Origin of the sequence: Dietzia kunjamensis, from assembly GCF_045689975.1 — a bacterium.
In the GTDB taxonomy this organism is placed as follows: Bacteria; Actinomycetota; Actinomycetes; order Mycobacteriales; family Mycobacteriaceae; genus Dietzia; species Dietzia kunjamensis.
This window is the reverse complement of record NZ_CP143297.1, coordinates 1,458,979-1,472,272: the sequence shown is the minus strand read 5'-3', so window position 1 is coordinate 1,472,272 and position 13,294 is coordinate 1,458,979. Positions and strand designations below refer to the sequence as shown.

Sequence of the window (13,294 nt, the reverse complement as noted above, 5' to 3'; positions counted from 1 at the left end):
CGCCACCGGGTCAGCGCGGGCGGGTTTCCCGATGCGTCCGGTCGGACGCGCCCGAGCAGTCGGCCGGCGCCCGCCGGTCGTGCCACTCCCGGACGAGCCACATCTCGATCACCAGCGGGTCGACGGCCGCCTCGCGAGCCCACGCGGCGACCACGTCCAGGTAACGCTGGTAGCGCCGCGGGGTCAGCCGGGAGGCCGAGTCGATCTCGGTCCAGCCGGCGTGGATCAGGGTGCCGATCCCCGCCGGATCGACCGGCACGATATGCGGCGCCGACCAGGCCATGCCCAACGACGACAGGTACAGCGATGCCAGGGGATACCCCAGGTCGGGAACGCCGCGCCCCGCTCTGCCGGCGGGAGCTCCGTGCCGCAGGAGGTTCATCGCCTCAACCGGCGCGTCGAGCCAGTCCACCACCTCGTGCAGCACGAGTGGGTATCCGTGGGAGGAGACCGATACCCGACCGTGCCGGTCCCGCTCGGCCACCCGGAAGTCCGGCAGCCCGCGCCGCACCCCCGATCGCGACGGGTGGCCGGACAGCCAGGCGGCGCACATGTAGAGCGCCACCACGGATTCCTCGAGACTGCCCCGGGCGCGCCGACCCGCCGCCCACAGGTCGCTCCTGCGGAGGTACCCGGACCCGGACTCGACCCGCCCGCCGTCGAGGCCACCGGCGACCAGGCGGAGGTCGACGCCCTTCTCTGCGAGGCGCAGGTTCCACAGGTCCAGATCGATCCCGACGTACTCGTCGGCGACCAGCAGCGCGGGAGGCTGCGCGCGGCACCACTCGCGGCAGGCCGCGGGGAGTGCGGGGATCGGGTGGGGCCCGGTCGTCGTCATGCCCCGTACCGTGTCATGCGGGTACGACAACACCGGACCCCGGCGCCGGTTCAGTCCTGTGCGAACGCGTCCAACGGCGGGCACGAGCAGACCAGGTTGCGGTCGCCGTAGGCCCCGTCGATCCGGCGGACGGCCGGCCACACCTTCGGGCGCCAGGTCGACCCCAGGGGGTACCCCGCGACGCTGCGCGGGTAGGCGTGCGTCCACTCGTCGGCGGACACGCTCTGGGCCGTGTGGGGCGCGCCCCGCAGCGGGTTGTCGTCCACCGTCCACTCGCCGTCGGAGACCCGGTCGATCTCGGCGCGTATCGCCGCCATCGCATCACAGAACGCGTCCAGTTCGGACAGGTCCTCGCTCTCGGTCGGCTCGACCATGAGCGTGTTGGGCACCGGGAAGCTCATGGTGGGCGCGTGGAAGCCGTAGTCGGCGAGACGCTTCGCGACGTCGTCGATCGAGATGCCGACCGAGTCGATGAGCGGACGCAGGTCGAGGATGCACTCGTGGGCGACCCACCCGCCGTCACCGGAGTACAGCACCGGGAAGTGCTCCCCGATACGCCGGGCCAGATAGTTCGCGCTGGCGATGGCGGTGAGCGTGGCCCGGCGCAGTCCGTCGGCCCCCATCATCCGCACATACGCCCACGTGATGGGCAGGATCGACGCGGAGCCGAACGCGGCCGAGGAGACCACGCCACCCGCGCCCAGGCCGTCCTCGTGGGGATGCCCGGGCAGGAAATCGCGCAGGTGCTCGGCCACCGCGACGGGGCCGACACCCGGCCCACCGCCACCGTGGGGGATACAGAAGGTCTTGTGCAGGTTGAGGTGGCTCACGTCGCCCCCGAACCGGCCCGGACGTGCGACCCCGACCAGCGCGTTGAGGTTGGCCCCGTCGATGTAGACCTGACCCCCGGCATCGTGGACGATCGCGCAGATCTCCTCGATGTCGTGCTCGTAGACGCCGTGTGTGGACGGGTAGGTGATCATGATCGCCGACAGTTCGGCGCCGTACTTGTCCACCTTCGCGCGCAGGTCGTCGACGTCGACATCGCCGTTCTCACGGCACGCCACCACGACGACCTTCATTCCGGCCATGACCGCGGAGGCGGCATTGGTGCCGTGGGCGGACGACGGGATGAGGCAGACCGTCCGGTCCTCCTCCCCGCGCGATCGGTGATAACCGCGGATCGCGAGGAGTCCGGCATATTCGCCCTGGCTACCGGCATTGGGCTGCAGACTGACCGCCGCGTACCCGGTGATGTCGACGAGCCACTGCTCGACATCCGCGACGAGTTCGCGGAGTCCGGCGCTCTGGTCCGCCGGGGCGAACGGGTGGAGTCGGTTGAACTCCGGCCACGTGATGGGCTCCATCTCGGTGGTGGCGTTGAGCTTCATCGTGCACGAGCCCAGCGGAATCATGGTCCGGTCCAGCGCCATGTCCTTGTCCGAGAGCGCCCGCAGGTACCTCAGCATCGCGGTCTCGGTGCGGTACCGCACGAACGCCTCGTGCTGGAGGAACTCGCTCGTGCGATCCCCGTGTCCCGGATCCACCGGGATCTCGACGGCCCCGACGGCACCTGCGCCGAATGCCTCGAGCACGATCCCGACGTGCTCGGCGGTGGTGGCCTCGTCACACGCGATCGACACGGAGTCGTCGTCGACCTTCCACACGTTCACCCCGCGCGCGGCGGCGGCGGCCAGTACCTCATCAGCGCGTCCCGGTACACGGGTCAGGACCGTGTCGAAGAACTCGTCGTGGACCACTTCGACCCCGGCCGAGCGCAGCCCCCGGGCGAGAGCGTCGGCGTGGGCGTGCACCCGGCGGGCGATCGCCGAGAGACCGTCGGCGCCGTGATAGGACGCGTACATCGCGGCCAGGACCGCCAGGAGGACCTGGGCGGTGCAGATGTTGGATGTCGCCTTCTCGCGGCGGATGTGCTGCTCACGGGTCTGGAGGGCGAGCCGGTACGCGACCTGTCCGTCGGCGTCCGTCGACACCCCGACCAGTCGACCCGGCAGGTTGCGGGCGTGCGCGCTGCGGCACGCGAGGAAACCGGCGTGCGGCCCGCCGAAGCCCATCGGGACCCCGAAGCGCTGGGTGGTGCCGAAGCACGCGTCCGCGCCCTTCTCTCCCGCGGGGGTCAGGACCGTCGCCGCCAGCAGGTCGACACCCGCGGCGACCATGGCGCCCCGTTCGTGGCACTGCTCGATGAGCCGGGACACGTCGGCAACACGACCGGACGCGCCGGGGGTCTGCACGAGCGCCCCGAAGAACTCGCCCTCGGGCAGGCCGTCGTCCACCAGGTTCGCCGTGACGAGTTCGATGCCCAGGGGCTCCGCGCGGGTGGCGAGGATCGCCGCGGTCTGGGGGAAGATGTCGGTGTCGACGGCGAAGCGGGGGCTCTTGGAGGAGCGGTTGGCCCGTCGCAGCATCGTCATGGCCTCGGCCGCGGCCGTGCCCTCGTCCAGCATGGAGGCGCCTGCCATGTCCATGCCGGTCAGGTCGGAGACCATCGTCTGGAAGTTCAGGAGCGCCTCGAGACGGCCCTGGCTGATCTCCGGCTGGTAGGGGGTGTAGCCCGTGTACCACGCCGGGCTCTCGATGATGTTCCGGATCAGTACCGGCGGAGTGAGCGTGTCGTAGTAGCCCTGTCCGATCATCGACACGGCGACGGTGTTGCGGTTGGCGAGTTCGCGCAGCGCCGCGAGGGTGTCCGCTTCCGACAGCGGCTCCGGTAGGGCGTCGATCCCCTCCGCGCGCCCGTCCGGTCCCACCTCGTCGAGGATGACCGAGGGCACGGCCCGCTCGGCGAGTTCATCCAGCGAACCCACGCCGATGGTGTCGAGGATGCGTTCCAGGCCGTGGGCGTCGGGACCCAGATGGCGGGCGACGAACTCGCCTCCGGTCCGGGCGGTGTCAGGGGTCGTCGTCACAGGTGCTCCTCAGGTGGCGGGGCCGCCCGGACAGGCGGCCTGCGGGCCGGTGCTACCCTCTCCGCTCTGTCCCCTGCCGGACGGGTGCCGGCGCCTGAGAGATTCACCGGGCCGCGTGTGCGGCCCCGGCTTTCCCCGTGGGCGGGTGGTCTGTTCCACCGCTCTCCAGAGGCGTTAGGCGACTACACGGTCCGGGTGCCTGAGAGATTCTCGGAGAGGAGTTGCTCCTTCGGCGCCCGCGACCGACAAGGCCGCGGAGCTCTCCCGTGAGTCGCGTGAACGCATGGCCGAGTCTAGACCACCGGCGCCGATCAGCCCGTGCGGCGTGAGGCGCGAGCGCGCCGACGGGCCGCCAGCTCGTCCTCCACCGGTGCGAGGATGTCGTCCTCGGAGACCGTCTCCGCGGGGAACTCGGCGATCGACCCTGCGAGTTCACGCATCGCGCCCCCGATACCGATGCCGAACACGCCCTGCCCGCCCTGGAGCAGGTCGAACACCTCCTCCTTGGAGGTGCACTCGAACACGGTGCGGCCATCCGAGAACAGGGTGATGGTAGCCAGGTCCTCCACGCCCCGTGACCGGATCTGATCCACGGCCTTCCGGATGTTCTGGAGCGAGATACCGGTGTCGAGCAGCTGCTTGACGATCTTCAGGACGAGGATGTCCTTGAACGAGTACAGGCGCTGGCTACCCGAGCCGGCCGCATTGCGGATCGACGGCACCACGAGGTCGGTGCGTGCCCAGTAATCGAGCTGCCGGTAGGTGATCCCGGCGATCTGGCATGCGATCGGGACCCGGTACCCGCTCGTGCCGTCCGGGATCCCGTCATCGGGGAACAACCCGGGCTGCACCTCGTCGAAGGAAGCCTGGGTGCCCTCTCCTCGGTCCCCGAAGAGACTCTCCGTGTTCGTATCGGCGACGGACGGCTCCGAGACCCGGGTGTGGTCGGCCACGATTGCTCCCTCAAGCTGCGGGTGTCGCCACGATCGTGACGACACGGTACCGGGCGACGAGGCCCGGATCCTGGACGCGTGAACACCATCGTTGTAGTTCACTGAGGGCAACGCTATGCCCGTCGGGGGCCCTGATCAATAGGACACGCGGTAAACCTCAACCTCAAGTTGAAGTTTAGAGTCTGTCCTGACCTGCGAACTGGTATCGGTGTGGCCACTGTGAATGCCAAACTCGCAGGTCGCAGGCGTCAGGACGATGACCCGCCCGGTTCTCTGGGCGCCTCCGGTCCGCCGAGAAAATCGTCAGGGTTCACCTGATCGAGGAACTCCCGGAAGGCTTCGACCTCTTCCTCGCCCTGCTCCACGAGGGAGATCCCCACCTCGTCGAGCACCTCCCGGCTCACGAGTACCGGCGAGGAGGTCCGCAGTGCGACCGCCACCGCGTCGGACGGGCGCGCGGACACCCTCGTGTCGCCGAAGACCAACTCCGCGAAGAACGTCCCCTCGGACACTCCGATGATCTCCACCTGCTCCAGCGGATGCGAGAAGGTGTCCAGTAGCGCGGCCACGAGGTCGTGGGTCAGCGGCCTGCTCGGCCGCACCCCCTGCTGTTGGAGGCTGATCGCCGCGGCTTCGGCCGCCCCGATCCAGATCGGTACGTACCGGCCACCGTCCTTCTCGTGCAGGATCAGTACGGGTGCGTACTCCGGCTCCTCGAAACGGACGCCGACGATGTCGACCTCGCGCATGTTCTTTCCCATGTTCTCCGCCTCTCCCACGTCTCAAGCGTAGCCCCGATCCGGTTCACCGCGAGCGCGCGCTGTTCCCGTCAGGACTCGAGGGCGTGCCTCACGGCGACGGTCACCAGGGTCGAATGGAGCGACACCGACAGTGCCGCGATCTCCCGCGCCAACTCCGCGGCCCGGTCACGGGCATCGGCATCGCCCTGGCGAGCCACCGGGCCGGCGATCTGGGTAATCAACCCGGTCTGCCGATCCGCCGCCGTGCGGAACCCCCTGAGGTGACGCACATCCACCCCGTGCGCGGCCAGGTCGTGCGCGGTCCGCGCCACGAGCACCGCCTCCGGGTCGAAGAACCCGCCGGGGCCCGCGGCGATCAGGCCCGCGTCGATCAGCGCGTCGACCAGAGCGGCGTCCACCCCGGACTGCTCGACCACGTTCTCGCGGGTGAGCCTCTTCAGGGTGTCGCTTCGGAAGTCGTCCGGGGTCGACCCGGGGACGCCGTCCTCGCCGGGCCGCGGCCGCAGCGCGGTGGTCGACCCGTCGGCGATGCCGGCGTCCAGCGCGTCGAGCTCCTGCCGGATCACCTTGAGGGGCAGATACCGATCGCGCTGGGCGGTCAGGACGTACCGCAGCCGCTCGCGGTCCTCGACGCTGAAGCGCCGGTACCCGCTCGCGGTGCGTTCAGGGGTGACCAGCCCCTCGTTCTCGAGGAACCGGACCTTCGACACCGTCAGGTCCGGGAACTCCGGACTCAGAAGTGCGATGACGCCCCCGATGGAGAGGTACTCCTCCCTCGGGGCGCCCTGCCCGGCGGCGGTCACTGCCCGGGCGTACCCGTCAGGAAGACGAGACGGAACTTGCCGATCTGGACCTCGTCGCCGTTCGACAGCGACGCCGAGTCCACGGGCTCACGATTGACGTAGGTACCGTTCAGCGACCCCACGTCGACGACGGTGAAGGTCTCGCTCTCGCTCCGGAACTCGGCGTGCCGCCGGCTCACCGTCACGTCGTCGAGGAAGATGTCGCTGTCCGGGTGCCGTCCCGCGGACGTGGTGGCCTGGTCGAGCAGGAACCTCGACCCCGCGTTGGGGCCACGCTTGACCACGAGCAGCGCCTGCCCCTCGGGGAGCCCCTCGACACCGGTGACGGCGGAGTCGGACTGGGCCGCCTGCTGGTCGGATTCGGTGAGGAGCTCGGCACGGAACACCGAGGTGGTCTCGGCGGTCGCCTCGGGCATGTTCTTGTTCTCGGTCACGTTCGTATCTCCTCGTCCGAGCCCAGCGGGGGCTCACCGTGCGGTGCTGTTGATTCTATGTCGGAGTCCCCGGTCGCGGGGCCCGGGGGCGGCGACTACCCGCTCAGCCCTCGGTGATCTTGGCGTACCCGTCCGAATCAAGGGTCTGCTCGAGCTGGGACTCCAGGTCGTCCACATCGGCGATCTCGAGGACGACGATCCACCCCTCACCGTACGGATCCGAGTTGACCAGTTCGGGAGACGTCTCGAGGGCGGTGTTGACCTCGACGACCTTGCCGCTCAGTGGCGCGTAGAGGTCGGACACGCTCTTCGGCGACTCGACCTCACCGAAGGGCTCACCCGACTCGGTCTCCCCACCGACGTCCGGGAGTTGGACGAACACGATGTCGCCCAACTTGGACTGCGCGTACTCGGTGATTCCGATGCGCACGCGGGTGTCCGACACCCGCTCCACCCACTCGTGCTCATCGGTGTACCGGAGCTGGTCGGGGATGTTCTGATCGCTCACTGACGCGCCCTTCTCGAGTGGCTCACTTCGAATTCCATCTGGCGACATTACACACCGTCGGGCGCCCCCACATCAGCCGATCGGACCCCGCGCGGGCGAACCGCCCGCGCGATCCTCGACGCCTGCCAGACGTAGATGCCCCCACTCCAGGCGTACAGGCCGACACCCCAGTACAGGCACGCCTCCCCCACGAGTTCGAAGGCCTGGCCTCCCGGTACTCCGGCGTGGCCGGTCAGCAGCAGTGGGAGCGACCAGAACAGGGCGAAGGTCGCCGCCTTGCCCAGATAGGTGACCTCGGGGTCCAGCCCGCGCCGGCGATAGACCGGGAGCGTGGCCGTCAGTAGGAGATCACGCGCGATCAGCACCACCACGATCCACACCGGGATGTATCCCGCCACGGCGAAGGAGACGGGGACGGCGGCGACGAGGATCCTGTCGGCGATCGGGTCCAGACGCTCGCCCCAGGTGGAGCGCATGTTCCACAGGCGGGCGATCTTGCCGTCGAGCCAATCCGACACCACCAGCACCCCGAGGAGCCACAACGCCAGGGGTGGGTCATCCCACGCCAGGATGCTCAGCACGAGGACCGGGATCAGGGCGATGCGCCCCAGGGAGACCGCGTTGGGCAACGTCCAGAACCGGTCGCTGACCTCCGGAACCCTCGCGGGCGTATCGGGCCCCAGGCCGGGCGGGACCGCCGCGGACAGGTGGCCGTCCCGCGGCGGGGGGATCCTGGCCCCGAGGACCTTGCCCTCGCCGGTCCGCCATTCCCGTAGGTCGGTCTCCCGTCGACCGTCACGCGCCGCGCTCATCGGAACGTCGACATCATCCCGGAGAAGACGTTCCCGCCGGCCGCCATCGGGTTGTCGTGGACCATGTAGGTCCAGGTCGAGGTGGGCCGTGCCATGGAATTGGCCTCGAGGTCCACCCCGGAGGCGGTGAACCCGATCTCGGCGAACGTGGCCTCGGACTTGCGGACCGCGTCGGAGGCGAGATCGCGGAAGTGGTCGATCGCGATCCGGTGGAACTCGTCGAGGGGGTTCTCGCGTCCCAGCGCGCGGAGGTGGATCGATTCGCGGACGTCGTTCATCGTCTCGAGATGTCGCGCCCAACCACGGTCGAGATGCCACAGCATGATCTCGCGGCATCCCTGCACCACGGCGTCGCGGCCGTGCGCCTCCACCAGTCGGGCACTCCGTTCGGGATCATGTGCCGTGAGTTCCTCGAACGCCTTGTCCGTGCGGAGCAGCGCGGCACGTCGCTCGGCGAGGATGTCGCGCTGCTCGGCGAGGAGACGACTGTAGCGCCAGGTGTTGGCGTGGATCTCCAGCATCTGTCCCTCGGTCACCCGCTGCGCGTGATCGACGGCGTCACGACCGCGATTGCCCTTGAGCAACCCGGTGATCCGGTCGTGGGCGGTCGGGATCTTCTCGGGTTCGAGCGCCGAGGTCACCACGGGGTCGTCCATGGACGCGAAGAACACCGAGCTACCCGGGTCGCCCTGACGCCCCGCCCGTCCTCTGAGCTGGTTGTCGAGTCGCTCCGTCCGGTGTCGACCGGTACCCACCACGTGCAGTCCGCCGAGCTCCACGACCTCGTCGCGCCGCGATTCGTCGGAACCACCGAGCCGGATGTCCGTCCCGCGGCCGGCCATCTGGGTGGAGACGGTGACGTTCCCCACGTCGCCCGCCTCGGCGATGATCGCCGCCTCCTCCTCGTCGTTCTTGGCGTTGAGGACCGCGCAGTCGACACCCTTCTCGGCGAGCCGCGCGGCCAGTTCCTCGGACTCGGCCACGTCGTGTGTGCCCACCAGGACCGGCTGGCCGGTGGCGTGGACGCTCACGATGTGCTCGACCACGGCGCGAGTCTTGCTGTCGGTGTCGATGTAGGTCCGATCGGCTTCGTCGAAACGGATATTCGGCGCATTGGAGTCAATCTGGGACACGCCCAGGGAGTAGAACTCGCGCAGCTGGGCACCGGCGGCGAGCGCGGTACCGGTCATGCCGCACACCTTGTCGTACCGCCCGATGAAGGCCTGGACCGTGAGACTGTCCAGGATCTGGCCCGCTTCGGACACCGGGACGCCCTCCTTGGCCTCCACGGCGGCCTGGAGTCCGTCCGGCCACCGCTGGAGCTCGGCCACGCGCCCGCGCGAGGCGTTGACCAGTTGCACCCGTCCGTCGCGGACGATGTAGTCCACGTCCCTGCGCAGGAGGAAGCACGCGTGGAGGGCCACGTTGACCTGCACGAGGGTGGTACCGACGTGGTCGGCGTCGTACAGGTCGGCGATGCCGAGTTCGGTCTCGATGGCCTCGGCACCGTCCTCGGTGAGGAAGATGTTGCGCCGCTCGGAATCGGTCTCGTAGTGCCGCCCCGGGCGCAGCTTGCGCACCGCGGCCAGGACCTCCCCTGTCGGCGCCTCCCCGGACGTGGACCCCGCCAGCACCAACGGCACGAGAGCCTCGTCCACCAACACCGAGTCGGCCTCGTCCACGAGGGCCACGTCCGTCGTCGGGGAGATGAGGTCCGACGGGTTGGTCACCAATTGCTCGCGGAGGACGTCGAAACCGATCTCCGAGACCGAGCCGTAGGTGACATCGCAGCCGTAGGCGTCACGCCGTTCATCGCGTGTCGAGGATTCGGTGACGTGGCCGACCGACAGTCCCAGCAGCTCGAACATCGGGCCCATCCAGCGGGCGTCCCGGGCGGCGAGGTAGTCGTTGACGGAGACGACGTGGACGGTGTGTCCCTGGAGGGCGTACCCCGCCGCCGCCACCGCCCCGGAGAGGGTCTTGCCTTCGCCCGTCGCCATCTCCACGACATCGCCGGAGAACATGCGCAACGCGCCCTGGAGTTGGACGTCGAACGGCCTCAGCCCCACCGTCCGGTCGGCGGCCTCCCTGGCCAGTGCGAGGAAGCGGGCGAGGTCCTCGGGAGGATCCCCGAAGAGCTGCAGGTCGTGCGCCGTGTCCGCGAACTCGCCGTCGTCCAGTCCCGCCGCCCACCCGTCGTACTCGTGCGAGGCCTCGACCGCGCTCTGCGCGCGCGAGGTGTCGCGTCCCTGGGTGGAGCCCATGAGCTTCCAGAAGCGGTTGGCCAATCCCACGCGTGGAGTCCTTCCCGGTCACGAACAGATGCGTCCACCGTACGCAGGCGGGACGCGGGCGGGGACGTGCCCCGCCGGTCACGGCGTCTAGCGCTCCGGGTCGATCTGGCCCCGCAACCGCCGCATGGCCTCCGTCGAGAGCATGCGATCCCCCGCCCGGGCCGCGAGATTCTCCGCCACCACGTCCGCCGGTGAGGGGCGGTAGGGCGTCGCGGGCGATGCCACACCGTTGTCGCGCGCGATCCCGGCGAGGCGTTCCGCCTCCGCCACCGCGGCATCCGCCCGTGACTCCACCGACTCGACGAGCTCACGGAACGCGACCGCCCGGTCGACAACCTCTACCCACACCCCGTCGATCGACGTGCCCATGCCGGTCAGGGTGGTGAATCCGTCGCTCGCAGGCGGTACCCCGGCCGTGGCCGCGGCCTCGCGCAGTCGGCACAGATCCCCGGCGAGGCCGACCACCTCGGATTCGGCGTCGAACTGTAGCCGGATCTCCTCGACCGACCGTCCGCCCCGCGCGTAGGCGCGATACAACCGGTCGTACAGACCACCGACCTCCATGAGCGTGGCCGTGTACATCTCCGGGATCCGGCGCCGGTCCGCCCGGATGTGCGGGAGCGAGGGCAGCGACTGGACAACCGACTGCACCCGCTGTGGCAGCACCACCCTGCCCATCTCACGCTGACCCCTGGCCGCGGCGACGGTCCCGAGTTCTGCGAGGGTCCGGGGCACGAGCGGAACGGCGGCCATCGTCGGCGTCGACGCCAGTGCGTCGAACAACCGGCCGCGGTCATCGGTGTCCAGGTGCACACCGCGTCGACGGTCGGCGCGGATGTCCTTCACCCGGAACGCCCAGACGCCGGTACCCCGTGTGAACCCGGTCCGCAGGACGAGATACCTCCGGTCGAGATCCGCCAACCGGGTACGCAACGCCATCCGCAACATGGACGGCACCGGGGTGCCGAGGATCCGCCGGAGGTCGTGGCGTTGTTCCTCGATAATCCGGACCTGGTGGAACCCGTTGACCGTCGGGAACGGGAGATTACGGTGCAACCGGGCCAGGACGACGTCGCCGATGCGGGGCTCGACCAGCCCGCAGGCCACGAGCAACGCGGCCCTGTCGGACAATTCCGCCACCGGGGCCTGCCCCTCCCCCCGGCACATCCGGTCGACGTCGGACACGATCCGGTCCCGTGCCGTCTGTGGCGTGCGCTCGTCGGCCATGCCCCTCCTCGCCCGCGCGTCCGGCGCGCGGCTCTTCTCACGGGATACCTATCGGTTACAACGGTAGGCCCCGGCCCCGTGTTCCCCCGCGGGTGGCAGGCCGGCTCCGCACCGGTCAGCGTTCATAGCCACGTCGGGCGTCATCGAGGATCCGGGGCCGGTCGAGTGTGGAGGGCTCGAGTCGCATCGGGGCCACGTCGCGACCGAACCGGCCGGCTGCCTCGAGGGTCCCCTGGTCGAGGTATCGCAGGCCGGTGACGTCGGGCCGCAGTCGGAGATCCGGGGCGTTACCGTCGGCCGAGGCCAGGACGAAACCCCAGTCCCCGAACGTCGGGACGTGAACGTGGTACGGGGTCGTGCCCCATCCCGCGGAATCGACTGTCGACACCGTCCGCCAGAACTGCCGTGGTGTGGAGAACGGGCTCCCCGATTGGACGACCATGAGGCCGTCATCGCCGGTGACCCCGCGCACGAGGCCGTAGAACTCCTCGGAATACAGGCGGGACAGCGCGGCGTTGCGCGGGTCCGGCAGATCCACGAGCACCGCCCCGAAGCCGCCCGGCGGCACGGCGCCGTCGCCGCCCCGGCGCAGCCACGCGAAGGCGTCGTCGACCACCACCTCGACGCGCGGGTCGTCGAGGGAACCCCGGTTGTCCGCGCGCAGCTCGGTGCGGGCGATCTCCAGCACGGCCGGGTCGAGCTCCACCTGGACCACTCGCCGAACGCCCGGCACGGCCAGGAGGTCTCGGGCCGCCAGACCGTCGCCGCCGCCGAGTACCAACACGTCGCCGGGCCGCTCGGCCATCGCGGGCTGGACCAGCGCCTCGGTGTACCGGTACTCGTCCAGACTCGAGTACTGGAGCGTGCCGTCGAGGTACAGACGGCGGTCCGTGCGGCCGTTGTACCTCGCTCTGGTGACGACGATCTCCTGGTAGGCGGACTGGGTGTGGGAGAGCACCGGGTCCGGGTACAGCTTGGACCGCGACCACTCGGTGACGTCGTCGAGCGCGACGAGCAGCGTGCCCAGCAGAGCCGCGACCAGCGCGAGCGACAACGCCGCTACGGCAGTCTGTGTCCGGGTCAGCAGACCCCGCAACGCGAGCGCGAGCAGCACGGCCGCGGCGGCCACGTTGACCACCCCCGTGATGGCGGCGGCCTGCTGCATCCCGAACGACGGCAGGAGCAGGAACGGCCACAGCAGTCCCCCGACGAGCGCCCCCAGGTAGTCGGCGGCGTTGAGATCGGCCAGTACCCGGCCGGCCTCGGCCGACCCGGTCCGGCGGCCGGTCTGCAGCAGGGACATGAGCAGTGGCACCTCTGCGCCCACCAGCACGCCGATCGCGGCGGTGGCCACCACCAGCGTCACCAACGACGCCGAGTCCGACCCCAGGGTCGTGAAGGTCACATAGAGCGCCGTGGCCGACGCCCCACCGACGAGCCCCAGCGTCGACTCGACGGCGACGAAGCTCGACGCCGGGCGGTCGACGAACGGCTTGGCCAGCAATGCGCCGAGGCCGAGGGCCGCGACGTACCCGGCCACCACGAGACTCGTGGCGACGATCCCTCCGCCCTGGACTGTCGTCGCGAGCGTGAGGAGGGCGAGCTCGTAAATGAGCCCGCAGGCGGCGCACGCGGCGACGGAGGCCAGCACGACAGGACGCCACCAGCGGCCGGCGCGCGGCGGGGGTTCTCCGGCAGGGTCCGCCTCCGTCGGCACGGGAACCGCCGTGCCGA

11 protein-coding genes and 1 riboswitch are annotated in these 13,294 nt (G+C 70.0%); all 11 genes read right to left on the bottom strand.

The window, feature by feature from the left end:
• Positions 1 to 10: 10 nt before the first annotated feature.
• Entirely contained in the window at positions 11 to 838 is an 828-nt protein-coding gene (locus VZF99_RS06850; RefSeq protein ID WP_120283099.1) for a hypothetical protein, read from the bottom strand.
• Positions 839 to 888: 50 nt separating this feature from the next.
• Positions 889 to 3,768 carry an aminomethyl-transferring glycine dehydrogenase gene (gene gcvP / locus VZF99_RS06845; protein ID WP_407335956.1) on the bottom strand — a complete coding sequence of 960 codons (2,880 nt, stop codon included), beginning with the start codon at positions 3,766 to 3,768 and terminating at the stop codon, positions 889 to 891.
• Between the two features lie 177 nt (positions 3,769 to 3,945).
• A riboswitch (glycine riboswitch) is annotated at positions 3,946 to 4,045 on the bottom strand.
• A 34-nt stretch (positions 4,046 to 4,079) separates the two neighbouring features.
• Complete coding sequence (locus VZF99_RS06840) at positions 4,080 to 4,721, bottom strand: MerR family transcriptional regulator (protein WP_069390214.1); 642 nt, start codon at positions 4,719 to 4,721, stop codon at positions 4,080 to 4,082.
• Positions 4,722 to 4,969: 248 nt separating this feature from the next.
• Positions 4,970 to 5,470, bottom strand: a complete 501-nt coding sequence (locus VZF99_RS06835; protein ID WP_096907250.1) for a bifunctional nuclease family protein — start codon at positions 5,468 to 5,470, stop codon at positions 4,970 to 4,972.
• An 80-nt stretch (positions 5,471 to 5,550) separates the two neighbouring features.
• On the bottom strand, positions 5,551 to 6,285 hold the full coding sequence (locus tag VZF99_RS06830) for a MerR family transcriptional regulator (RefSeq protein ID WP_096905539.1): 735 nt from the start codon (positions 6,283 to 6,285) through the stop codon (positions 5,551 to 5,553).
• Positions 6,282 to 6,701, bottom strand: coding sequence for an FHA domain-containing protein (locus tag VZF99_RS06825; RefSeq protein ID WP_182645982.1), 420 nt, complete (start codon positions 6,699 to 6,701; stop codon positions 6,282 to 6,284). The genes VZF99_RS06830 and VZF99_RS06825 overlap by 4 nt, the downstream gene beginning before the upstream one ends.
• Positions 6,702 to 6,822: 121 nt before the next feature.
• Positions 6,823 to 7,227: a glycine cleavage system protein GcvH gene (gcvH, locus tag VZF99_RS06820; protein WP_067715784.1), complete on the bottom strand. Its 405-nt coding sequence runs from the start codon at positions 7,225 to 7,227 to the stop codon at positions 6,823 to 6,825.
• 47 nt (positions 7,228 to 7,274) lie between these two features.
• Entirely contained in the window at positions 7,275 to 8,039 is a 765-nt protein-coding gene (locus tag VZF99_RS06815; RefSeq protein WP_185950565.1) for a CDP-alcohol phosphatidyltransferase family protein, read from the bottom strand.
• Positions 8,036 to 10,333 (bottom strand): accessory Sec system translocase SecA2, encoded by a 2,298-nt coding sequence (gene secA2, locus VZF99_RS06810; protein ID WP_407335955.1) that lies wholly within the window; start codon positions 10,331 to 10,333, stop codon positions 8,036 to 8,038. The genes VZF99_RS06815 and secA2 overlap by 4 nt, the downstream gene beginning before the upstream one ends.
• 87 nt (positions 10,334 to 10,420) lie before the next feature.
• Positions 10,421 to 11,560, bottom strand: coding sequence for a hypothetical protein (locus VZF99_RS06805; protein WP_407335954.1), 1,140 nt, complete (start codon positions 11,558 to 11,560; stop codon positions 10,421 to 10,423).
• A 115-nt stretch (positions 11,561 to 11,675) separates the two neighbouring features.
• A complete protein-coding gene (locus VZF99_RS06800; RefSeq protein ID WP_407335953.1) occupies positions 11,676 to 13,277 on the bottom strand; it encodes a polyamine aminopropyltransferase in 1,602 nt (533 codons plus the stop codon).
• Positions 13,278 to 13,294 lie beyond the last annotated feature (17 nt).

Coding starts and splice junctions, on each gene's coding strand:
- VZF99_RS06850 (WP_120283099.1), bottom strand. CDS start 838: ATGACGACGACCGGGCCCCACCCGATCCCCGCACTCCCCGCGGCCTGC.
- VZF99_RS06835 (WP_096907250.1), bottom strand. CDS start 5,470: ATGCGCGAGGTCGACATCGTCGGCGTCCGTTTCGAGGAGCCGGAGTAC.
- VZF99_RS06825 (WP_182645982.1), bottom strand. CDS start 6,701: ATGCCCGAGGCGACCGCCGAGACCACCTCGGTGTTCCGTGCCGAGCTC.
- VZF99_RS06815 (WP_185950565.1), bottom strand. CDS start 8,039: ATGAGCGCGGCGCGTGACGGTCGACGGGAGACCGACCTACGGGAATGG.
- VZF99_RS06805 (WP_407335954.1), bottom strand. CDS start 11,560: ATGGCCGACGAGCGCACGCCACAGACGGCACGGGACCGGATCGTGTCC.